Genomic DNA, 20,989 nt, shown 5'->3' with positions numbered 1-20,989 from the left:
GAAACCTACTTCTCCAGGCGCGCCAGCAGCGAGGACGTGTCCCAGCGCTTGCCGCCCATCGCCTGCACATCCTTGTAGAACTGGTCGACAAGTGCTGTCACCGGCAGTCTGGCGCCATTGCGATCGGCCTCGGCCAGACAGATGCCGAGATCCTTGCGCATCCAGTCGACGGCGAAGCCGAAATCATATTTGCCGGCGTTCATCGTCTTGTGGCGGTTCTCCATCTGCCAGGAGCCCGCGGCGCCCTTGGAAATCACCTCGATCACCTTCTCGATGTCGAGTCCGGCCTTCTTGCCGAAATGGATGCCTTCGGCCAGGCCTTGGACGAGGCCGGCTATGGTGATCTGGTTGATCATCTTGGTGAGCTGGCCGGCACCGGCCGACCCCATCAAGCCGACCGTGCGGGCAAAAGCGTCGATAACAGGCTTCGCTCTGTCGAAAGCGTCCTGCTCGCCGCCGACCATGACGGTCAGCACGCCGTTCTCGGCGCCGGCCTGGCCGCCCGAGACAGGCGCATCGAGAAACGAAAACCCGCCGGCTTCCGCCGCCGCCGCCAGCTCGCGAGCGACCTCGGCCGAGGCCGTGGTGTTGTCGATGAAGACCGAACCCTTCTTCATCGATTTGAAGGCGCCTTCCGGACCGGTCGTCACCGAACGCAGATCGTCGTCATTGCCGACACAGGAGAAGACAAAATCCTTGCCCTCGGCGGCCTGTGCTGGCGTCGCCGCAAGGCTATCGCCATGCTGGCCAACCCATTGCTCGGCCTTGGCCTTGGTGCGGTTGTAGACGGTGACATCATGGCCACCCTTGTTCTTCAAGTGCCCGGCCATCGGATAGCCCATCACGCCAAGACCGAGAAATGCAACAGATGCCATGAGCTTGCCCTTCAGAAACGGAATTTGCTGCGAAAGCTCTAGGCTCTGCGCTCAATTCGTCAAGACGCGTAGGGCAGGATCGGCTGGTGCAGCTGAATTGAAATAGTCAGCGTTTCAGGTGAACGGTGATCCGGCGCTCGATCCATTCGACGCCATGGCGCAATATCTCGACCATCACCAGATAGACGAGCGCGACCCAGATATAGGCCTGGATGTCGAACGAGTTGGCGAAGGCGAGCTTTGCATTGCCCATCAGATCATAGACCGTGATGATGGCGACGATGGCGGACGCCTTGACCATCAGGATCAGTTCGTTGCCATAGGGCCGCAAGGCGACGATCAAGGCTTGCGGCAGGATGATCTTGCGCAAGGTCTGCAATTTGTGCAGACCAAGCGATGCCGCCCCTTCCCATTGCCCTCTTGGCACGCTCTCGATGGCGCCGCGCAGAATCTCGGCCTGATAGGCGGCGGTGTTGAGCGCAAAGGCAAAGACGCCGCAATTGAACGCGTCCTTGAAAAAGTCCCAGAGGCCGATCGACTGGAGCTCGACCCTGAACGAGCCCAATCCGTAATAGACGAGATAAGTCTGGACCAGCAGCGGCGTGCCGCGGAAGAAATAGACGTAGCAATAGGCGAGGCCGGACAGGATCCGGTTCTTGGACATGCGCCCGTAAGCGACGGGCACCGACAGGATCGCGCCGAGCACCATCGATATGGAAACCAGCGAGAGCGTTACCCCAAGCCCTCGCAAATAGGCTGGCGCATATTTGGCGAAGAACTCAGGGTTCCAGGCAAGGAAGAGATAGCTGACGATGCCAATGCCGAACAAAATCCACAGGCAGACCAGCGCATAACCGGCAATACGCCTGCGCGGCCAGCCGCGCGCCCGGGGCGGGGGCCGTTCGACCATTGTGGCCGTGGCGCTCATCGCTGCGCCTCCTGCCGGCCAAGCGAACGCAGGATAGCGCTGGTGGCGAAGGACGACAGGACGGCCAGACCAAGAAAGACCAGCGAGGCGACACCGAAGAACAGGAAAGCATGCTTGGTGACGCGGGCGGCAATGCTGGCATTGCGCAGCGTCTCGGCCAGGCCGACGACCGACACCAGCGACGTGTCCTTGAGCAGGCTGAGCCAGCAATTCTCCAGGCCGGGGAACGCGATGCGCAGCAGCTGCGGCACGATCACCTTGCGCATGGTCAGCCAGTTCGAAAGACCGATGGCATAGCCGCCCTCATACTGGCCTTTCGGAATGGCCCGGAAGGCCGACAGGAAAACCTCGCTGGCATAGGACGAGAAGATCAGCGCAAGCACGATCATGCCGGCGACGAAGCTGTTGACGTCGATGGTGGTGTCCGGCCGGAAATACCTGACGAGATGCTGCAGCAGGATCGGCATGCCGAAGAAGAACAGGAAAAGCGTCACCAGTTCCGGCAGGCCGCGAAAAACGGTGGTGTAGATGTTGGCGGCAAGGCGCAACGAGGGTTCTTCGGACTGCTTGGCGAGGGCGATGAAAAAGCCGATCGCCAGGCCGATGGGCAGCGTGGCAAGTGCAAGCGCAATGGTGATCAGTGCGCCATAGGCAATATCGTCAAGCCAGCCTTCGGGTCCCCAACTGAGAAGTGTCCATATGCTCTGGGCTGGCATCGACCGGTCTTATCTCCACGGCATTCCCAAGACGAATAGAAAGACGGCGGGGAAATTCCCCGCCGTCTTGACCGTATTTATCAGGACTCGGCGCCGTAGACGTCGAACTTGAAGTACTTGTCGTTGATTTCCTTGTATTTTCCATTGGCGCGGATGGCGTCGATGGCCGAATTGAGCTTGTTGACCAGGTCGGTCTCGCCCTTGCGCACGGCAATGCCGGCGCCCGGCCCGAAGATCTCGACCGGCTGCGGCGAAGGCTGGCCGAGAATCTTGCAGCAGGCGCCATCAGGCGAATCCAGAAACTGCTGCAGCACGACGATATCGTCCTGGATGGCGTCGAGACGACCATTGGCAAGATCGGCCTGCTCCTCGGGGCTGCTCGGATAACCCTTGACGGTGCTGTCGGTGTAGGTCTTCGAGGCATAGTTGAAATGCGTCGTGGTGGTGGCGACGCCGATGGTCTTGCCGGCGAGATCTTCCTTGGTCACGCCTTTCAGCGTGCTGTCCTTCGGCACGGCGAGAGCCGACGGCGTGTTGTAGTATTTGTGCGAGAAGTCGACCTTTTCCATCCGCTCCGGCGTGATCGACATCGAGGCGACGATGGCGTCGAACTTGCCGGCCTGAAGGGCGGGAATGATGCCGTCCCAATCCTGGGCGACGAAGGTGCACTTGACCTTCATCTCGTCACAAAGCGCCTTGGCGATGTCGATGTCGAAGCCCACGAGCTGGCCATCGGCCGTGAGATTGTTGAATGGTGGGTAGGCGCCTTCGGTGCCGATCCTCAGGGTCTTTTCCTGGGCCTGGGCGACGCCGAGCGTCAGCAGCGCGGCCGATGCGGCAAGCGCGATACGCAGTGAAATACGCATGATGGTCCTCTCTTTATGGTCCCGGCCGTCGTTCCGAACGGCTCTGTGGGGCGGTGCTTTTGACCGCCCGCTGGCGCGATACTCCCACTCTTTCCAAGAAAAAAGCAACTGCAAAACCGTAAAAATGGGCAAGGCTATTCTGCCGTTGCGTCAGCGCTCAAGCAACGAGCCCAGTGGTGCGTTCGATGAAGTCGGCTATCGATTTTGCATCGTCGAGATCGAATACCGGCAGCAGCTCGCCTTCAATCGCAAAATCGGCGGCGACAGCGACGATGTTGGGATCCTCCGCCGAAAGCGGCGTACGGTCCTTCGCATCCAGCCGGCGGGTTTCGATCTTGCTGTGGGCTTCGCGCTTGTAGCCTTCGACCAGCACCAGGTCGCAAGGGGCAAGCCGCGACAGTACAGTCTCCAATGTCGGCTCATCCTCGCCGCGCAGTTCGTGCATCAGTGCCCAGCGAACGCCGGAGACGATCGCGACTTCGGTGGCGCCGGCCTGCCGGTGGCGGAAACTATCGGCACCCGGTTTGTCGATGTCGAAATCATGATGGGCGTGTTTCACCGTCGACACCTTCCAGCCGCGCCGGACAAGTTCGGTGACCAGCCTTTCGGTCAAAGTCGTCTTGCCGGAATTCTTCCAGCCGGTGATGCCGAAGACGCGTCTGTTCATGGCTTGATGCTCTGCAACAGACGCTCGGCAGACACAAGATCGTCCGGCTCGTTGATGTTGAAGAAAGGATCGACCCCCGCCGATGGCGGAACAGGGAACTCCACCTCGACAAAACCGTGCCGGTCGATGAAAGCCGACACCCGCCTGATATCCTCATCGACCAGAAAGTGCCGCAAGGCATCGCGGCAGCCGATCGGCCAGAGGGCAAAGGTCGGGTGCCGCTTGCCGGCCGAGCAGGCAACGGCAATCGAACCGGGGCTTTGATCGGCGGCCCCTGCCAGACGCGCGACAAGGTCCAACGGCAGGAAAGGTGTGTCGCCGGCAGCGCTGACGATCGCCTTGCAGGCCGTGTTGGCGGCGGCCCATTCGAGGCCGGTGAGGATCCCGGCAAGCGGCCCGGCAAAGCCGGTCACCGTGTCGGCAAGTACCGGCAGGCCAAAGCGCAGGAACCTTGCAGGGTCGCCATTGGCGCTGAGCGCCAGCGATTCGATCTGCGGGGTGAAGCGCGACACGACCTGGTCAAGCAGGCAGCCATCGCCAAGCGGCAGCAGGCTCTTGTCGCCGCCGCCCATCCGCCTCGACTGGCCACCGGCCAGGATGATCCCCAAGACATTTCGCTTCATGCCACGAAGCCTGTACGCCAGCCGTCGGAAATCACAAGAACCTTCAATGATCTGACTAGATGCCGTCCGGCACCATGGTCGGCCCCGTGCTTTCGGCGACGATCTTGCGCCGGCCGACGATCCGCTCACGGTAGAGCGCATAGAGGCCGGAGCCGATGATGATGGTGGCGCCGACGATCATCGGCAGATCGGGAATGTCGGCGAAGATGAACAGGCCAAGCAGGATCGACCAGATCAGGGCCGTGTAGCGGAACGGCGCGATGAAGGAGATGTCGCCCGCCCGCATCGCCATGATGATGAACTGGTAACCGATAATCACCAGCACAGCAGCCAAGGCCAACAGGGCTGTGCTGTTGCCCGTCATCGGCGTCCAGCCGCCCATCGGCGACAACAGCGCCGCACCGACAATTGTCATGGCAAGCGCGGTCGCGGTCGACACCAGCAATGTCGGAATGGCCTTCGGGATCCGATTGGTGGCAAGGTCGCGGACCGCGCAGCAAGCGACGCTGGCCAACGCCGCCAGCGAGTAGATGCTGAACCCTTCGAAGCCCGGCCGCACAATGATCAGCACACCGGCAAATCCGATGGCGATGGCCAGCCAGCGCCGCCAGCCGACAGCCTCGCCGAAGACAAGTGCCGCTCCCATCGTCACTGCCAGCGGCAGCGCCTGCAGCACCGCCGAAACATTGGCGATCGGCAAATGGGCGAGGGCGACGAGAAAACTCACCGTGGCACCGGCCTCGCTGATCACGCGCAGGGCCACCAGAGGCTGCAGCATCGAGCCCGGGCGGGCGAGCGCGCCGCGCTGCCAGGCGAGCAAGCCAACGAAAAGCGAAGCGAAAGCCCCACGGATCAACATGACCTGCGCCATGTTCATCGATTGTGACGAGTATTTGGTGATGGCGTCGTTGAGGCAGAAGCCGGCCATCGCCACCATCATGAACAACGCGCCGCGAATATTTGGTGACAGGGGCAAGACGGCTACCGGTTCTGCTAATGCATGTCGCCCAAAAGTGACCTCGAGTTTTGGGAAACGACATGCATAAGAAACAAAGACCTGAAGCGCGTCGCCTGAATCCGTTCAAACGCGACGCGCTTTAGGCAGCAAGCCTGTAACAGCCGGGCATGAAACAGCAACAGCAAAGGGCTGGGCCACAGCCTTGTTTGTGGCCCAGAAGATCACCTGCAATGGCGGCAGAGCTTACTTCTTCGGCGTCAGCACCTCGGTGCCATTGCCTTCCTTGCCGGCGATGGTCCACAGACCATGCAGCGAGCCGTCGTCCGTCATCTTGTAGACGACGAGGCCGATATCCTTGCCCATGACATAGCCGGCCGAGAAGGCATCATCGTTGCGCATGCAGATGCCGTCGGAAGATGAGCCACCGGTTTCCCAATGGATCGCGCAGGTCGTCCCGCTGGTCAGCGTGATGGTGGCTTCGCCGCCATAGGCCGAACCGTCGAAGTTGGTGCCGGCGACCGTATAGGTGCCGCCGATCGACTGCGCCGCGGCGGGCGCGGCCGCGAGACCGAGCAAGGCCAGAGAAAGAATGAGTTTGCGCATGATGTATTCCCCCTGTGAGCGAAGAGCCGCTTCCAGGGAAGGCTAGGCTGGAACAGACTGGCCGTAAATCCGGCTGCGGTTCGCGAACAAGACTTTTTCTGGGGTGTGGTCCGAAACTTTCATGGTCCCTTGAGACTGCCGGCAATGGCACCGACCAGCGGGTCGTATTTCGACTTCAGGGCCGGAGGGTAATCGACCCATACCGTGCGGATGACGCCATCTCCACCAAACAGGCGCCGCTCGTAAAAGATCTTTCCTTCCTTCAAGCCCGACAGCACTGCCCAGTCCTTTCCGGCCCTGCTGTAGGTCACCTTGTAGCCCGGCTCGTTGCTCGCCTTCTGCGCCGCGACAAAGCCTTTCGGCGTATCGTCGTCGATGTTGAGGATGCCCGAGCAGATCAGGCTGGCACCGTCGGCACTCAGCCATTGCTGTCCGTCGCCATTGTCGGGCTCCGGCTGGCGATCGGTAAAGACATCGTCGGGAAAGGTGCAGACGGTGCCGTAGCGCTCGTTCACATAGGTGAACGGCGCTGCGACCGCACTGGCTGCTGCCATTGTCGCAATGGCCAGGAATGAAGAGTGCAGCCGCATGCTCGCCTCGAAATCATGATCCCGAAGCGATCTTGCATGAATTTCACGAAAAGATCAGCCGCCGGTGACGCTCATGTGGCGCGACACCGATGGGCGGCTGGTGCGGCGGTCGATGATGAAGTCATGGCCTTTCGGCTTGCGGCCGATGGCTTCGTCTATTGCTTCGGCGACCAGCTCGTTGCCCTCGGAGGCGCGCAAGGGCGCGCGCAGGTCAGCGGCATCTTCCTGGCCCAGGCACATATAGAGGGTGCCGGTGCAGGTCAGCCGGACGCGGTTGCAGCTTTCGCAGAAATTATGCGTCATCGGCGTGATGAAGCCGAGCCGTCCGCCGGTCTCGGCGACCTGGACGTAGCGGGCCGGGCCGCCGGTCTTGAAGGGAATATCGGTCAGCGTGAACTGGCGTTCCAGCGACGCGCGTAGCAGCGACAGCGGCAAATACTGGTCGGTGCGGTCGGCATCGATCTCGCCCATCGGCATGGTTTCGATGACCGTCAGGTCCATGCCGCGGCCATGCGCCCAGCGCATCATCTCGGGCAGCTCGGCGTCGTTGAAATCCTTCAGCGCCACCGCGTTGAGCTTGACCTTCAGCCCCGCCGCCTGCGCGGCATCGATGCCTTGCATGACCTTGTCCAGATGGCCCCAGCGGGTGATCTTGTGGAACTTGTCGGCATCGAGCGTATCGAGCGACACGTTGATGCGCTTCACGCCGCAATCGGCGAGTTCGGCGGCAAAGCGCGACAGTTGCGAGCCGTTGGTGGTCAACGTCAGTTCTTCCAGCGCGCCGCTGGCGAGATGCCGCGACAGCTGGCGCACCAGATGCATGATGTTCTTGCGCACCAGCGGCTCACCGCCGGTGAGGCGCAATCTCCTGACACCCTTTTCGATGAAAACCGTGCACAGCCGGTCGAGCTCTTCCAGCGACAGCAGGTCCTTCTTCGGCAGGAAGGCCATGTCCTCGGCCATGCAGTAGGTGCAGCGGAAATCGCAGCGGTCGGTGACCGACACCCGGAGATAGCTGATCGTGCGGCCGAAAGGATCAATCATGTCCATGCTTCAAGCGCTTCCCGTGGCCGTGAACGGCTTCGTTATATACCGCTATGTGATACGATCCGGCCATTCATTCAAGATACCGCCTCTCGATCTTTGGTAACATCTCTCAGCCGACATCGCATGTCGGTCGGTCTCATCAGGCCTTTTCCCGTTTGGCGAAGCGGCGTAGGGAAGGGTGGATGAGACGGGATCGAACAGCATGACCGCACCGAAAGAGCTCAGGGTCTCCAAGGACCGTAAACTTCTGTCCGTCACATTTCCCGACCATCGGCCGTTCGAACTGCCGGCGGAACTGTTGCGCGTCGCCTCGCCATCGGCCGAGGTGCAGGGCCATTCGCCGGATCAGCGGGTGACGGTTCCCGGCAAGCGCAATGTCGCCATTCTCAAGATCGAGCCAGTCGGCAACTACGCCGTGCGCATCACCTTCGACGATTTCCACGACACCGGCATCTTCACCTGGAATTACCTGCATACGCTCGGCCACGAGAAGGATGCGCGCTGGGAGGCTTATCTCGCGGAGCTTGCGGAAAAGGGCCTGAGCCGGGACCGCTAAAATTGATTCCCCTCGCTGTCGTCAAAACGTCATCGAGATGGCGTAGCGCCGGCAAAGGTTTGGAGGCGAAAACATGTCCGTCATCACCACGGTCGAGCAGCTCGAGGCGCTCTACGGCGTTCCAGGCGAGGCCTCGCTGGTCAAGGAACTCGACCACGTCATTCCCGAATATGCCGCCTTCATCGAAGCCTCGCCGTTCGTCGCGCTGGCGACCGGCGGACCGGAGGGACTGGACTGTTCGCCGCGCGGCGATCTCGCCGGCTTCGTGCGCATCCATGATCCGAAAACCCTGATGATGCCGGATCGTCGCGGCAACAACCGCGCCGATTCGCTGCGAAACGTCATCCGCGACCCACGCGTCGGCCTGCTGTTCCTGGTGCCGGGCTCCGGCACGACGCTGCGTGTCAACGGCCGCGCTCATATCACCACGGATACGGCGCTGTGCACATCATTCACGGTGGACGGCAAGGCGGCGCGATCGGTGACCGTCGTCGACGTCGATTCGGTCTATTTCCAATGTGCCCGCGCCATCGTCCGCTCCGAGCTTTGGGACCCGGCAAGGCATGTCGACCCGAAGTCGCTGCCGACGCCCGGACAGATCCTGGAAATCACCAGCCGCAGCAACATCGACGGCGAAACCTACGACAAGGAATGGCCGGAGCGGGCGAAGAAGACGATGTGGTAGGTCTGGCTGAAAAGTCGTCACGCCTCTTTTAGCACATCATAGATCTTGCGCATCTGCTCGCCGATCATGTCGCATTGTTCCGGCGTCGACTGGCTCATCGCCTTCTCGATCAGCGCCATATGCACTTTCAGCGCCTGCATCAGCAGCGCCTCGCCGGCCTCGGTGAGCGCGAGCCGCAGGATGCGCTTGTCCTTCTCGTCGCCTTCGCGGCGCAGCAGGCCACGCGCTTCCAGCTGCGGCAAAAGCATGGTGATGTTGGAGCGGCCGACGAGCAGCTTGCGGGCAAGATCGTGCTGCGACATGCCGGGGTGGCGATAGAGGTTCATCAGCACGTCGAGCTGCGCCGGTTTCAAATCGAGCGGTGCAAGCTTCACCGCGAGCGTGCGCTCCAGCACATGGCATGCGCGCGCCACCGCGACCCAGTTGCGGAAACGGGGGTTGTCCCAAGGCAGCTCTTGTTTATTGTTCATCTTTGAACTATTATGTTCATGCTTGAACGTATGGATGGATTTTCACTATGGCATCATTCGGGCTGAAGGTCATCCGGGGCGTGTTCGGTGCGGCAGAGCGTGTCGCGCCGCGGCTTAGCGGACGCGCGGCGTTCGAATTGTTCTGCCGCACCCCGAATGTCAAGGCGCTCAGCGATGGCGAGCGCCGCGCTGTCGAGCGTGCGGCCGGGTTCATGACCGAGGCGCGACATCACCGACTGAAGACCGCGACCGGCTGCGTCATGGTGCACGAGTTCCGGCCCGAGCCGGGCAGGGCGGCCGCCGGCACGGTGCTCGTCGTCCATGGCTGGCGCTCGCGCACCGAATATATGCGCGCCTTGATCGAAGGCTATCGCGCCGCCGGCTACAGGGTCGTTTCGCTTGACCTGCCCGGCCACGGCCAGTCGCAGGGCCGGCGCCTGAACATGGTCAATGCCGTGGATGCGGTGCGAATTGCCGGCGAATGGTTCGGCCCCTTCGTGGCGGCGGTCGGCCATTCCTTCGGCGGCGCCGTCGCCGCCAATGCCATCGCCGGTTCGGTCAAGAACATTCCGCCGCTGGCGGCCGGACGCCTGGTGCTGATCGCGGCGCCAAGTTCCCTGCCGGCGATCTTTGCCGACTTCAGTCATATGTTGAATGTCGGCCCGCGCTCGCAAGCCGCCATGGCGGACCGGGTCGAGCATCTTTCCGGCCGGCCGCTGCACGAATTCACCGGCGACCGTCAGCTCGCCCAGGCGCCGGTGCCGACCCTGGTCATCCATGCGCAGGACGATCGCGAAGTGTCGGCCGATCATGCAAGGCGCTATGCCGGCGCCGGCGGCCATGTGCGGCTCTACTGGGCCGACGGGCTCGGCCACCGCCGTATTCTCGCCGACAAGGGCGTGGTCGAACGCGCGGTCGGCTTCGTGACGCATCGCGAGCCATTGCTGCTGCACTGAGCGGCGGTCGAGATTATTTCTTCTTCTCGCCGGGTTCGACCGGCAGTCCGGCGGCCTTCCAGGCGGTGTAGCCGCCAAGGATGTGCTTGACCGGCGAAAGCCCCATGTCCTGCGCCGTCTTTGTGGCCAGCGCCGAGCGCCAGCCGCCGGCGCAGAAGAACACGAAGCTCTTTCCCGAGGCGAAGAACGGCTTGTGGTAAGGGCTTTCGGGGTCGATCCAGAACTCCAGCATGCCGCGCGTGACATGCTTGGCGCCGGGAATCTTGCCGTCGCGTTCCACTTCGCGTGGATCGCGCAGATCGACGAAGATCGTGTCTTCATCGTCGAGCAGCCCGGCCGCTTCCTCCGGCGAAACCACCTCGATCACGGCGTTCGCCTCGTCCAGCAGCTCGCGATAACCCTTTTTCACACTCTCATCCCTCCCGGCCTTGCCGGCCCTAGCATTGCTGGCCTCCCGGCCTTGCCGGCCCTAGCATTGCTGGCAAGTCAGAATTTCGAGCACACCAGCCGGCGTTTGTCACGCCGCGTTGCCGCCGGCCAGCGTCCTCCAGGCCGCCATGGCCCCGGCAACCGTCGCCAGCAGGGCATCGTGCGAGGCGCCGTCGCGTGCCTGGATCGACATGCCGTGCTGGACCGTGGCGAAGAAAGTCGCGGCGGCGCTCGCATCGAAATTCGCCGGCAATTCGCCTTCGGCAACGCCGCGCTCGAGACGCTTCTGCAGGGCGGTGTGGTTTTCGGCACGGCGACGGCGCAGATCGGCGCAGATGGCGCCTCGGCTCGAATCCTGATGCAGCGCGCCGAGCGTGATCAGGCAGCCCTGCGGACGATCGCTCTGCGCATAGGCCTTCGCCGTCAGGCACAGGAATTGTTCGATCGCCTGCCGCGCGGTCGGAGCTTCCTCCAGCGCCAGCCAGATGTCGGCACCCTCGGTGTGCGAGTAAAAATCCGTCGCCTCGAGGAACAGCGCCTCCTTGCTGCCGAAGGCGGCATAGAGGCTGGGCGAGTTGATGCCCATGGCGGCGGTCAGATCGCTCATCGATGCGCCTTCGTAGCCACGCGCCCAGAACACCTGCATAGCGCGGCGCAGGGCTGCGGTTCGATCGAAGGTGCGGGGGCGGCCTCGTTCCGACATGATGATCTTTTCTGTGTTGATCGATACATAATTAAGTTGACGCCGGTGGGCAAGGCTGACAGATATTTATGTATCGATCGTTACAAAAGGAGAAATCGATGTCATTCAACCAACTGGGCGGCAAGGCCGCGCTCGTCACCGGCGGCAGTCGCGGCATCGGTGCGGCGATTGCGCGACGGCTCGCGGCCGACGGCGCCAGTGTCGCGCTGACTTATGTGCATGGCGAGGAGCAGGCTCGCTCGGTTGTCGCCGAAATCGAGGCCAAGGGCGGCCGCGCCATCGCGATCAGGGCCGACAACCGCGATGCGGTCGCCATAGACAAGGCCGTCGACGACGCAGTGACCGCCTTCGGCCGGCTCGACATCCTGGTCAACAGCGCCGGCATCTGGCGGGCCGCCCCCATCGACACGCTGTCGCTCGCAGATTTCGACGAGACCATGGAGGTCAATCTCCGGGCTCCATTCATCGCCTCGAAGGCGGCGGCCGTGCATATGGGTGAGGGCGGCAGGATCATCTCGATTGGCAGCAACCTTGCCGAGAGGGCGACCGACGGCAGCCTCACGGCCTATTCAGCCAGCAAGGCGGCGCTGGTCGGCCTGACCAAGGCGCTGGCGCGCGACCTCGGCCCGCGCGGCATCACCGCCAACGTCGTCCACCCCGGTTCGACCGACACCGACATGAACCCGGCCGACGGCCCGCACGCCGAGCATCAGCGCCGGAAGATGGCAACACCGCGTTTCGGCAAGGCCGATGACATTGCCGGTATGGTCGCCTGGCTTGCAGGCCCTGAAGGCCGCTTCGTCACCGGCGCTGCCCTGACCATCGATGGCGGCGCCAACGCCTGATCCCGAGAGATTTCCGGCTGGGGCGGAACAACCCTCCGCTCCAGCCGTCACGATCTTGTGAAACCGTTCTGCAACAGGCTTTCCAAAATTTATGAAAGCTTAACGAAATCGGTATGAATCAGTATAGTCGCGCCTTACATCCGCCATGCGGTGAGCGGGACGATCTAGCGTGCGGAACGGGAACCGGTTGCGGCCGGAGCGGGTGATTCATGAAATTCCTCGGAAACAAAGCAACCGTGATGCCGGTGATGGCGATCACGGCAACGCTGGCTTTCGGTGTACCCCAGGCAGGCGCGCAGGGGCTGTTCGACATGCTGTTCGGCGGCGGCGTCAAGCATGCGCCGAAAGGCGAGTTTCCGCCTCCGCCACCGAAGCACAAGCCAAAGCCGAAGGCTCCGGCCAGCGGTGGCGGTGGCGGTGCGAGAATCAGCAGCCCATCCTACTACACCTACAAGGCCGACCGGCTGGTTCGCGTCGACTTCTCGGCGCTGGCCCCGACGCCAGAGCCGGCGACGCCACAGGATGCGGCTTTCGTGCCGTCGGCAACGGGCGCCGCGTTTCGTGATGCGGTTGCCAGCTTGGGTGACTACGAACTCTTAGCCGAGCCCGACATCGCCAAGGCGCTGATCGCGTATTACTCGGCCAATCCGGATTTCATCTGGATAAGCGGAACCAGCCTCAACAGCCGCGCGCAGGATGCGGTGCGGGTGCTTGGCGAGGCTTCAAGCTATGGTCTCACGCCCGCCGACTATACGGTCGAAGTGCCCGCTGCCGGCGCATCGTCGTCCGATGCCAATACGCAACTGAAAGAGCTCGTCCGTTTCGAGATGGCGCTTTCCGCGCGTGTGCTGCGCTATGCCCACGACGCCCAGAACGGCCGCGTCGATCCCAACCGCATGACCGGCTACTATGATTTCCCGGCCAAGCCGCTCGACTTGCAAGGCGTGCTGAGGACGCTGGCGCATACCCAGCAAGTGCGCACCTATCTCGAGTCGCGGCATCCGCAGAATGCGGAATACCAGGCGCTGCGCGTCGAACTCGAATCGCTGCAGGCCAGCGCTGAAAACGAAGTCGTCGTCGACCCCAAGCTGTTGTTGAAGCCGGGCGAAACCAGCCCGGAACTGCCGAAGCTGCTGACCCTGATCGCGCGCAATCTCGATGACGAGATGGGCGGCGCCTATGGCGAGATCCTGTCCAGGCTGGCCACCGGCGAGGTCTATGATCCGGAACTGGTCCCGGTCATCAAGGCGGTGCAGCAGAAGGCAGGCATGAAGGGCGACGGCGTCATCGGCCCGCGCACCGTCGCGACGCTGGCCGGAACATCCAAGGCCGACAAGCTGCTGAAGGTGGAAGTGGCGCTGGAGGAACTGCGCTGGCTGCCCTCCGATCTTGGCAGTCCGCGCGTCTTCATCAACCAGCCAGCCTTCACCGCAAGCTACATCGACAATGGCGAGGAAAAGCTCAAGACGCGTGTCGTCGTTGGCCGGACCACCAACCAGACCTCTTTCTTCTACGACCAGATCAAGCAGGTCGATTTCCATCCCTATTGGGGCGTGCCGCAGTCGATCATCGTCAACGAGATGCTGCCGAGATTGCGCAACGATCCGGGCTATCTCGACCGGGCCGGCTACGAGGTGACGGATTCGCGCGGCAAGCGCATTCCTTCGTCGGCGGTCAATTGGGGCGCCTATGGCTCCAACATCCCCTACAGCGTTCGCCAGCAGCCGAGCGAGGCCAACGCGCTGGGCGAGTTGAAGATCCTGTTCCCCAACAAGCACGCGATCTACATGCACGACACCCCGCAGAAATCATTCTTCCAGCGGGATATGCGCGCGCTCAGCCATGGCTGCGTGCGGCTGCAGGACCCGCGCGGCATGGCAGCGGCGGTGCTTGGCACCTCCGTGGACTATATCGCCGAGAAGCTGAAGCACGGCCATGCGACCGAGAATGTGACGCGCACGATCCCGGTCTATGTCGCCTATTTCACCGCATGGCCCGATCTGTCCGGCAAGGTCGAGTATTTCGGCGACGTCTACGACCGCGATTCGCGCCTGAAGCAGGCTCTGGACGCTACGGAGGCGGTTCGCTCGCCTTCGAGTTGATCCAGGACTTCCGGTAGGCCGTTAACTCATAAATACGGCATGACCGAAAGCGGAAAGGCGGCTGAGAGGGAACGAGGAGCGGCGGACGAACGATGTTGAGCGCTCGAAGCGATTCTGCGACGCTGTTTTGCCATCGTCGGCATTCTGCCGTTGGCTGACGACGAAGATGGACCAGGCTACGGAAGTGGGCACGTTTCGCTTCAGCGTTCAGATGGAAGACGCGCAACCGTTGGCACGACACCATAGCGACGATGCCAACGACTTCGGGCCTTCATTCGCGATCACACGGCCACAAAACAGAGGCCCTGACCTACTCCGCAAAATAGTCACTAATGGAGGCGCCTATGCCGAGCCATTATGCGATTCTCGAAGCCCCTTCCACGCTGGGCCTGGCGACCGACGGTGTGGAGCGCTTGCCTGACCGGCTCCTTGACCTTGGCCTTGCGGAGCGCATCCATGCGCGCCACGCCGGGCGGCTGGTTGTGCCTCCGAAGGACCCGACGCCCGATCCCGAGACCGGCACCCTGAACGCCAGGGCAATTGCGCAGTGGTCGCCCAAGCTCGCCGACGCCGTGGAAGCGGTGCTTGACGCAGGCGGGTTTCCAGTGGTGCTGGGCGGCGATTGCACGATCGTGCTGGGCTCGGCGCTCGCGTTTCGACGACGCGGCCGCTACGGCTTGCTCTTCATTGACGGCAACGCCGATTTCTTCCAGCCAGAGGCGGAACCCAATGGTGAGGGCGCCTCGATGGACCTCGCCTTCGTCACCGGCTACGGTCCGTCGCTCCTGACCGACATCGAAGGTCGCGGTCCTCTGGTCCGCCCTGAAGACGTTGTCGCCTTCGCGTATCGCGATCACAAGGATCAGGAGGAGTACGGAAGCCAGCCGCTCCCCGAAGAGCTCAAGGTGCTTGACCTTCCCGCTGTGCGCGCCACGGGCATCGAGACCGCCGCATGCGAAGCGATCGATCACCTGACGAGAGCTGAATTGGACGGCTTCTTCATCCATCTCGACGCCGACTGTCTCGACGACGTCATCATGCCAGCTGTCGATTTTCGCGTGCCAGGCGGGTTGTCGTGGGACGAGCTGACGGCTGCGCTCCGGCTTGCCTTGGCGAGCGGCAAGGCAGTCGGCCTCGAGATCACCATCTACAATCCGCGCCTTGATGAGGACGGCAGCGCCGGACGCGGCCTCGCCGACGTACTGGCCGCTGCGCTCGGAACAGCAGCGCCATGACGACGAGCTATGGCTGCTCTCAGGCAGCAAGGCGCACTGAGCGACCGATTTGAGATCGTTTTCCGACTGGCGGCTTTCATAATGCGGCGGAATCTGTTTCTTTCAGGCTCGGCATGAGCCGATATGCCGGGCTCGCGATTGTGAGCCTGCAAGCTAGTAGCGCTGGAACAATGGCCGCCGGAAGCCGGCGTCGCGCCCGGCGATCAGCCAATAGAGCAACCCGGCGACAAGGCCGGCAGCGGCAATGATGCCGATGTCGACCCAACGCTCCGGGTCCATATCCTCCGGTGCGCTCGGCCAGATCAGGGCGAAGCCGCCGACCGCGGCGCCGGCGCCGAAAACCATGTGCAGCAGGACATTGCGCAACGAGAAGAACTCGGCGATCAACGCGAAGATCAGCGTCTGCAGCGCGGTCACCACGATCGTCAGGAAATAGACGAACATGCCGAGCGGCGGCACCAGCAGCACCGCAATCGGCGAAACGCCCATGACGTCGAAATAGTTGGGCGCGTTGGGCAAGGAACTGAGCACGCCATAGATCACCGCGATGGCGATCAGGCCGACCAGCACCGACACGAAGTAGCCGGCCAACATCATCAATATGCGCTTCATCACGTGCTTCGCCGTCGCCATGCCCATCCCCCAATGCGGCCCGCGTCGCGACAGTCAGCCATCAAAGCGGGCCTGACGCAAGGGGAGGCGGCCTTTGTGCCAAGGCAATCGCTTTAGGCCAACGACAAGTCCGACTTGCAGCGGAGAACGCCAATCGCCAAAGTCAGCGCTGCCCCTCATTGTCCTGCCGGACATTTCTCCCCGTATAGTGACGGGGAGAAAAGGCGGTTTGTACCGCTGGTGCTCATCTTTCAACGTTGATGATTGGCGAAACCGGCGATGAGAGCGTCCCTCTCCCCGTCACTATACGGGGAGAGGATGCCGGCAGGCAGGTGAGGGGCGGCGCTAGCGCGGAAAGGCCGATGACACAGCCAAGAAAGGGCCAGTGAATTCGCGTCGGAACGTCCCCTATTTCGGCTCCGCCGTCACAGGATCATAGGTGATTTCGACCTTCGCCTTGTCTGCCGTATAATAGGTTACGGTGTAGGCGCCGCTGTCCCAGTCGACCTCGTCCACATAGCGAAAGCCGTCGCGCTGCTCGACCTTGGCGATGATCTCCGACAGCTTCTTGGCATTGGGCGGCGGCAACGGCTTGTCGTCCGCGGCCAAGGCCGGCCCACCGGCGAGAAGAACGGCGATGCTGGTCGCCAGCAGAAATCTGGACATGGCTTTCCCTCAAGTTTCGTCGGACAGAAACTCGCTGGCGCGCCGGTTTGTTCCGCAGCTGGAACAGATGATGATTTGGTCCGCCGATTTGCAGCTGCCCGAACGAGGGGCCGCCGCCCGCTTGCCTACGCAGCGCGTCGTTGAGCGGGGTGGAGACCTGAACGGGTTCGGCGAGGGTCGACGGCGGTCACGATGCTGTGGTGGTGATCGCAATAGACGCGATCCGCCGAAGTTGGCCCGGCACAGAAACGATAACCGCCGGGTACCGACCGGTCTTCGCTCACCGGGAAGCGGCACTGATAGACGCCTAGCTGAATGAGGGGGACGTCTTTCGAAATCGGTCTGATATTTTCAGGCATGGTTTTTCAGGTTCCTGGTTCATAGCCATTGCCGGCCGATGGCCGCAATGCGACCGTGTCAAGGCGAGCTTCTCTCGTTTTGGAGGGCTGTGGATCACCATATGGTGTTGGTCGCAGCGTCAATGAAGCCCGAAACCCTGCTTTTCGGAGGCCAATCATTGCGACTTAAGGCCACACCAGCTGCTGGGCGGGCGGGCTACGGAAGCGAATACATCTGTCAGCAGACAGTGTGGTCGCGTCCCCGAGCATCTCTGCGAACCGTTGCGCCGGTGCTATGGTGTGCCTGCATGATCAAACAGCAGGGATATGAGGCATGCCCGAAGTCACCCGCCGTACACTTTTTGCGTTCGCCGCCGTGGCCTCGGTCGTCGAACCGACGTTTGCCGAAGGGGAAGGTGCCTCACCCGAATTGCGGGCGCTGATCGGAGCCCATGAAGCCAGCTATGTCGGGCTTCACAGGGTTGTTCATCAAGCGGGCAGCAGCAGCCACGAACGCGAGAGGGCAGACCGGATTGAACAGGAAGCCTTGCTGGCCATCTGCTCCTATCCGGCGATCACCCGAGGCGACCGCCGGGCCAAGGCCGATTACCTGTTGACCGCTGAGGCTCGGGGTGAACTCGACCTGGAAGAGCACATGCAGGCCATCCTGCACTCGATGAAGCGCTGATCGCGTCTGGTGCATCTCCACCAGACATCGCCGACTGCCGTAAGGACTTTGGTGGGCGATGCAGGGATTGAACCTGCGACCCCACCCGTGTGAAGGGTGTGCTCTCCCGCTGAGCTAATCGCCCGCTCGTTGCCCAAAGGCCAAGCGAGCCGCGATATAAGGGAGGCGGGTGCGGGAAGTCAAGGCGGTGTTCGGCGTTCGGCTAAGGATCGGATTTGCTGCCCTTTCCGCGTTGTCGCCGAGGGGGGCAGGCCGCTTCCCAACGCTATCGAGTATAGATTCTTGCGAAGAGGACCCCCACCCTAGCCCTCCCCACAAGGGGAGGGAAGCTGCCGCGCTCTCGCCTTTTGCGTCGAGAACGTTGGAAATCTGCTGATATCAGCGCCGACGGAATCTCCTCCCGCTTTGTGGGGAGGGGTTAGGGGTGGAGGTATTCGTAGGACGCAAGCCTTTGCCCATATGCGATTGCCTGCGCCACTCCCCGTCACTACCCGGCGGCGGCAATCAGCTTCTGCGCCAGACCGAGCGTCAGGGCGTCGAAATGCGAGATCACCGCCGAGGGCTCGAATTCGCTGACATGGCGGTCGGTGTAGCCGAAATCGACCGCCACCACCGGGATGCCAGCGGCTTTCGCCGTGTCGATGTCGGTTTGCGAATCGCCGACCATCAGCGCGCAGTGCGGGTCGCCACCGGCCAGCTTGATGGTCTCGATCAGATGGCGCGGGTCGGGCTTGCGGAAGGCGAACGTGTCCTGGCCGGCGATGGCCGCGAAATGCCTGGATAGGCCGAGCGCCTCGATCAGCGCCAGCGAGTTGGCTTCGTATTTGTTGGTGCAGATGGCCAGGAGATAGCCGGCCTCCTCGAAGCGCGCGATCGCCTCGACGACACCGGGGTAGGGGCGCGATTTGCCGGGGATGTTGATTGTGTAGTGGTCGAGGAACAGTTTCAGCAGCCGGTCGTGCTCCGCGACATCGAGCGATCGCTGATGGGCGGCGTGCGCCCGCTCGATCATCACCCGGCCGCCGTGACCGACAAAACGCCTGAAGCCGGCTTCGTCGACCGCCGCGATCTCGCTGGCGGCCAGGCTGTGGTTCAGGCTGTCGAGCAGGTCTGGCGCTGTGTCGATCAGCGTACCGTCGAGGTCGAACACGATGATCGGTCGGGTCATGGTCTGTCCTGGGCAGGTGTGCAATGGGCAGGCGATAGCGGCTGTGGCGCGTCAAGGCAAGCGCGGGGCCAGTTCGTTCAGGCGGGGCCTGCCCTTCAGGCCGGACATTCGCGGCGGGCCATCCTATATGAAAAAACCCGCCTCGACGGCGGGTTGTGGCGCAAATCAGCACCATGGACAAAAATGTAGCATAGCTGCCCTCACCGGTCAAGGAAATAATTCCTATACAGGCATGACCTGGAGAAGCGCCGTCCAGGGCTTTGATCGAACCGGCAAAAATGCTACGAGCCCGGCAGCGAATTTCCGGGGCAACAATCGACATGGATGCAAGGCAGTTGAAGGTCGAAGCCGCGCGGGCGGCACTCGCCCATGTGAGCGACGGCATGCGGCTCGGCATCGGCACCGGCACCACGGCCGAAGAGTTCGTGCGGCTGCTTGCCGAAAAGGTTGCCACCGGCATGACCGTCATCGGCGTGCCGACCTCGGAGCGCACCGCTTCGCTGTGCCGCGAGCTTGGCGTGCCGCTGTCGACGCTGGAGGAAACGCCAGAGCTCGATCTCACCGTCGACGGCGCCGACGAAGTCGACCCGGAACTGACCTTGGTCAAGGGCGGCGGCGGCGCGCTGCTGCGCGAGAAGATCGTCGCCGCGGCGTCCCAGCGCATGATCGTCATCGCCGACCGCTCCAAGATGGTCGAGACGCTCGGCCGTTTTCCGCTGCCGATCGAGGTCAATCCGTTCGGCCTGCGCGCCACTGAAATCGCGGTTGCCGCAGCGGCTGAAAAGCTCGGTCTTTCCGGGCCGGTCACATTGAGGATGACGGGGGGGCAGGCTTTTGTTACAGACGGCGGCCATTTTATCCTCGATGCATCTTTTGGCCGCATTCCGGATACAAGAGCGCTTTCGAATGCTCTCCACGCCATTCCGGGCGTGGTCGAGCATGGTCTTTTCATCGGGCTGGCTTCAGCGGCCATCATCGCCGGCGGCGACGGTATCCAAACCGTCCATGCCGCCCGAAAACCAGGGAGTTCTACCGATCATGACGTTGCATAACCGGGTTCGCAGCCTTTCCGTCCTTCTGGCGGCGTCGGCCGTTTTCGCCTTCTCTTCGCCGGCGTTTTCGCAGGATGTCACGGATTCGCACCTGAAGGCCGCCCGCGCGGCGGTCGCTGCGATCCACGCGACCGACCCGTTCGACAACATCCTGCCGCAGGCAGCCGCGGCGCTCGAATCGCAGCTGATCCAGAAGAACCCGGACATGCAGGAACTGATCGGCAAGACGATCAGCGAGAAGGCGCTGGCGCTGGCCTCGCGCCGCGCCGACCTCGAGAAGGAAGCAGCACTCGCCTACGCAAAAGTGTTCTCCGAAAAGGAACTGGCCGACATCGCCGCCTTCTACAATTCCGATTCGGGCAAGAAGCTGCTCGATAGCGGCCCGACGGTGACCCGCGAACTGGTCAAGGCAGCCGACATCTGGCAGAACGGCCTCGGCCGCGATCTCGCCCAGCAAGTCGGCGAAACGCTGGCCGCAGCCGCCAAGGCAAAGGCGCAGGCAGCACCTGCCGCGCCCGCCGACGGAGCCGCCGCTCCGGCCGATGGCGCAGCGCCCGCCGATGGCGCGGCCCCCGCGGACAACAACTGATCCCGCATTTCAAATGGCCTTG

Annotated in this window: 25 protein-coding genes and 1 tRNA gene; 9 read left to right on the top strand and 17 right to left on the bottom strand. The window is 62.6% G+C overall.

Going from position 1 to position 20,989, the window contains the following annotated elements:
• Nucleotides 1–5: 5 nt before the first annotated feature.
• The 10 genes from NKH06_RS20435 to moaA all read right to left on the bottom strand — a co-directional run bounded on the left by NKH06_RS20435 (nt 6) and on the right by moaA (nt 7,876).
• Entirely contained in the window at nt 6–875 is an 870-nt protein-coding gene (locus NKH06_RS20435) for an NAD(P)-dependent oxidoreductase (RefSeq protein ID WP_352442423.1), read from the bottom strand.
• 106 nt (nt 876–981) lie between these two features.
• Nucleotides 982–1,803: an ABC transporter permease gene (locus NKH06_RS20430; RefSeq protein WP_352442424.1), complete on the bottom strand. Its 822-nt coding sequence runs from the start codon at nt 1,801–1,803 to the stop codon at nt 982–984.
• Nucleotides 1,800–2,519, bottom strand: coding sequence for an ABC transporter permease (locus NKH06_RS20425; RefSeq protein ID WP_023813950.1), 720 nt, complete (start codon nt 2,517–2,519; stop codon nt 1,800–1,802). Before NKH06_RS20425 ends, NKH06_RS20430 begins: the two co-directional genes overlap by 4 nt.
• An 80-nt stretch (nt 2,520–2,599) precedes the next feature.
• Nucleotides 2,600–3,385: an ABC transporter substrate-binding protein gene (locus NKH06_RS20420; RefSeq protein WP_352893790.1), complete on the bottom strand. Its 786-nt coding sequence runs from the start codon at nt 3,383–3,385 to the stop codon at nt 2,600–2,602.
• Between the two features lie 157 nt (nt 3,386–3,542).
• Nucleotides 3,543–4,052 carry a molybdopterin-guanine dinucleotide biosynthesis protein B gene (gene mobB, locus NKH06_RS20415; RefSeq protein WP_352728580.1) on the bottom strand — a complete coding sequence of 170 codons (510 nt, stop codon included), beginning with the start codon at nt 4,050–4,052 and terminating at the stop codon, nt 3,543–3,545.
• Nucleotides 4,049–4,675, bottom strand: a complete 627-nt coding sequence (gene mobA / locus NKH06_RS20410; protein WP_352893788.1) for a molybdenum cofactor guanylyltransferase MobA — start codon at nt 4,673–4,675, stop codon at nt 4,049–4,051. The genes mobB and mobA overlap by 4 nt, the downstream gene beginning before the upstream one ends.
• Before the next feature lie 55 nt (nt 4,676–4,730).
• The gene (locus tag NKH06_RS20405) at nt 4,731–5,651 is read right to left on the bottom strand and encodes a DMT family transporter (protein ID WP_352893787.1); all 921 of its coding nucleotides are present in this window, start codon (nt 5,649–5,651) and stop codon (nt 4,731–4,733) included.
• A gap of 225 nt (nt 5,652–5,876) precedes the next feature.
• Nucleotides 5,877–6,236 (bottom strand): hypothetical protein, encoded by a 360-nt coding sequence (locus NKH06_RS20400; RefSeq protein ID WP_023813955.1) that lies wholly within the window; start codon nt 6,234–6,236, stop codon nt 5,877–5,879.
• A 119-nt stretch (nt 6,237–6,355) separates the two neighbouring features.
• The gene (locus tag NKH06_RS20395) at nt 6,356–6,790 is read right to left on the bottom strand and encodes a hypothetical protein (RefSeq protein WP_352893785.1); all 435 of its coding nucleotides are present in this window, start codon (nt 6,788–6,790) and stop codon (nt 6,356–6,358) included.
• Between the two features lie 90 nt (nt 6,791–6,880).
• Complete coding sequence (gene moaA / locus NKH06_RS20390) at nt 6,881–7,876, bottom strand: GTP 3',8-cyclase MoaA (protein WP_031213805.1); 996 nt, start codon at nt 7,874–7,876, stop codon at nt 6,881–6,883.
• A 199-nt stretch (nt 7,877–8,075) separates the two neighbouring features.
• Between moaA and NKH06_RS20385 the strand changes: the two genes are divergently transcribed.
• The gene (locus NKH06_RS20385) at nt 8,076–8,429 is read left to right on the top strand and encodes a gamma-butyrobetaine hydroxylase family protein (protein WP_023813958.1); all 354 of its coding nucleotides are present in this window, start codon (nt 8,076–8,078) and stop codon (nt 8,427–8,429) included.
• 73 nt (nt 8,430–8,502) lie between these two features.
• Entirely contained in the window at nt 8,503–9,114 is a 612-nt protein-coding gene (locus tag NKH06_RS20380; protein WP_352893784.1) for a pyridoxamine 5'-phosphate oxidase family protein, read from the top strand.
• A gap of 17 nt (nt 9,115–9,131) precedes the next feature.
• Here NKH06_RS20380 and NKH06_RS20375 read toward each other — a convergent pair whose 3' ends face one another.
• Nucleotides 9,132–9,584 (bottom strand): MarR family winged helix-turn-helix transcriptional regulator, encoded by a 453-nt coding sequence (locus NKH06_RS20375; RefSeq protein ID WP_023813960.1) that lies wholly within the window; start codon nt 9,582–9,584, stop codon nt 9,132–9,134.
• 47 nt (nt 9,585–9,631) lie between these two features.
• Here NKH06_RS20375 and NKH06_RS20370 point away from each other — a divergent pair, with 47 nt between their 5' ends.
• Nucleotides 9,632–10,540 (top strand): alpha/beta hydrolase, encoded by a 909-nt coding sequence (locus tag NKH06_RS20370; protein WP_128303656.1) that lies wholly within the window; start codon nt 9,632–9,634, stop codon nt 10,538–10,540.
• 13 nt (nt 10,541–10,553) lie between these two features.
• Here the strand turns inward: NKH06_RS20370 and NKH06_RS20365 are convergent, their stop codons facing one another.
• Together NKH06_RS20365 and NKH06_RS20360 are read right to left on the bottom strand one after the other, a co-directional pair.
• On the bottom strand, nt 10,554–10,949 hold the full coding sequence (locus NKH06_RS20365; protein ID WP_023813962.1) for a rhodanese-like domain-containing protein: 396 nt from the start codon (nt 10,947–10,949) through the stop codon (nt 10,554–10,556).
• 108 nt (nt 10,950–11,057) lie between these two features.
• Entirely contained in the window at nt 11,058–11,672 is a 615-nt protein-coding gene (locus NKH06_RS20360; protein ID WP_023813963.1) for a TetR/AcrR family transcriptional regulator, read from the bottom strand.
• A gap of 98 nt (nt 11,673–11,770) precedes the next feature.
• On the opposite strand from NKH06_RS20360, the gene NKH06_RS20355 reads away from it, so the two are divergent.
• From NKH06_RS20355 to NKH06_RS20345, 3 genes are all read left to right on the top strand, one after another.
• On the top strand, nt 11,771–12,517 hold the full coding sequence (locus NKH06_RS20355) for a 3-oxoacyl-ACP reductase family protein (RefSeq protein WP_352552211.1): 747 nt from the start codon (nt 11,771–11,773) through the stop codon (nt 12,515–12,517).
• Between the two features lie 209 nt (nt 12,518–12,726).
• On the top strand, nt 12,727–14,619 hold the full coding sequence (locus tag NKH06_RS20350) for a L,D-transpeptidase family protein (protein ID WP_352893781.1): 1,893 nt from the start codon (nt 12,727–12,729) through the stop codon (nt 14,617–14,619).
• A 344-nt stretch (nt 14,620–14,963) separates the two neighbouring features.
• Nucleotides 14,964–15,854, top strand: a complete 891-nt coding sequence (locus NKH06_RS20345) for an arginase family protein (RefSeq protein ID WP_352552208.1) — start codon at nt 14,964–14,966, stop codon at nt 15,852–15,854.
• Between the two features lie 153 nt (nt 15,855–16,007).
• Here the strand turns inward: NKH06_RS20345 and NKH06_RS20340 are convergent, their stop codons facing one another.
• Together NKH06_RS20340 and NKH06_RS20335 are read right to left on the bottom strand one after the other, a co-directional pair.
• A complete protein-coding gene (locus NKH06_RS20340) occupies nt 16,008–16,493 on the bottom strand; it encodes a hypothetical protein (RefSeq protein WP_352677244.1) in 486 nt (161 codons plus the stop codon).
• A 381-nt stretch (nt 16,494–16,874) separates the two neighbouring features.
• A complete protein-coding gene (locus NKH06_RS20335; protein WP_128303661.1) occupies nt 16,875–17,132 on the bottom strand; it encodes a PepSY domain-containing protein in 258 nt (85 codons plus the stop codon).
• Between the two features lie 672 nt (nt 17,133–17,804).
• Here NKH06_RS20335 and NKH06_RS20325 point away from each other — a divergent pair.
• Complete coding sequence (locus tag NKH06_RS20325; protein WP_352893778.1) at nt 17,805–18,158, top strand: hypothetical protein; 354 nt, start codon at nt 17,805–17,807, stop codon at nt 18,156–18,158.
• Nucleotides 18,159–18,207: 49 nt separating this feature from the next.
• Here NKH06_RS20325 and NKH06_RS20320 read toward each other — a convergent pair.
• Nucleotides 18,208–18,282 (bottom strand) — tRNA-Val (locus NKH06_RS20320).
• 363 nt (nt 18,283–18,645) lie between these two features.
• The gene (locus NKH06_RS20315; protein ID WP_352893776.1) at nt 18,646–19,326 is read right to left on the bottom strand and encodes a phosphoglycolate phosphatase; all 681 of its coding nucleotides are present in this window, start codon (nt 19,324–19,326) and stop codon (nt 18,646–18,648) included.
• A gap of 320 nt (nt 19,327–19,646) precedes the next feature.
• On the opposite strand from NKH06_RS20315, the gene rpiA reads away from it, so the two are divergent.
• Nucleotides 19,647–20,378 (top strand): ribose-5-phosphate isomerase RpiA, encoded by a 732-nt coding sequence (rpiA, locus tag NKH06_RS20310; protein ID WP_352893775.1) that lies wholly within the window; start codon nt 19,647–19,649, stop codon nt 20,376–20,378.
• Nucleotides 20,365–20,967, top strand: a complete 603-nt coding sequence (locus tag NKH06_RS20305; protein ID WP_352442439.1) for a DUF2059 domain-containing protein — start codon at nt 20,365–20,367, stop codon at nt 20,965–20,967. Before rpiA ends, NKH06_RS20305 begins: the two co-directional genes overlap by 14 nt.
• Nucleotides 20,968–20,989: the final 22 nt, after the last annotated feature.

Origin of the sequence: Mesorhizobium sp. M1342 (assembly GCF_040317955.1) — a bacterium.
GTDB lineage: Bacteria > Pseudomonadota > Alphaproteobacteria > Rhizobiales > Rhizobiaceae > Mesorhizobium.
Note: the sequence above shows the minus strand (reverse complement) of the source record. Positions and strands in the feature narration are given on the sequence as shown.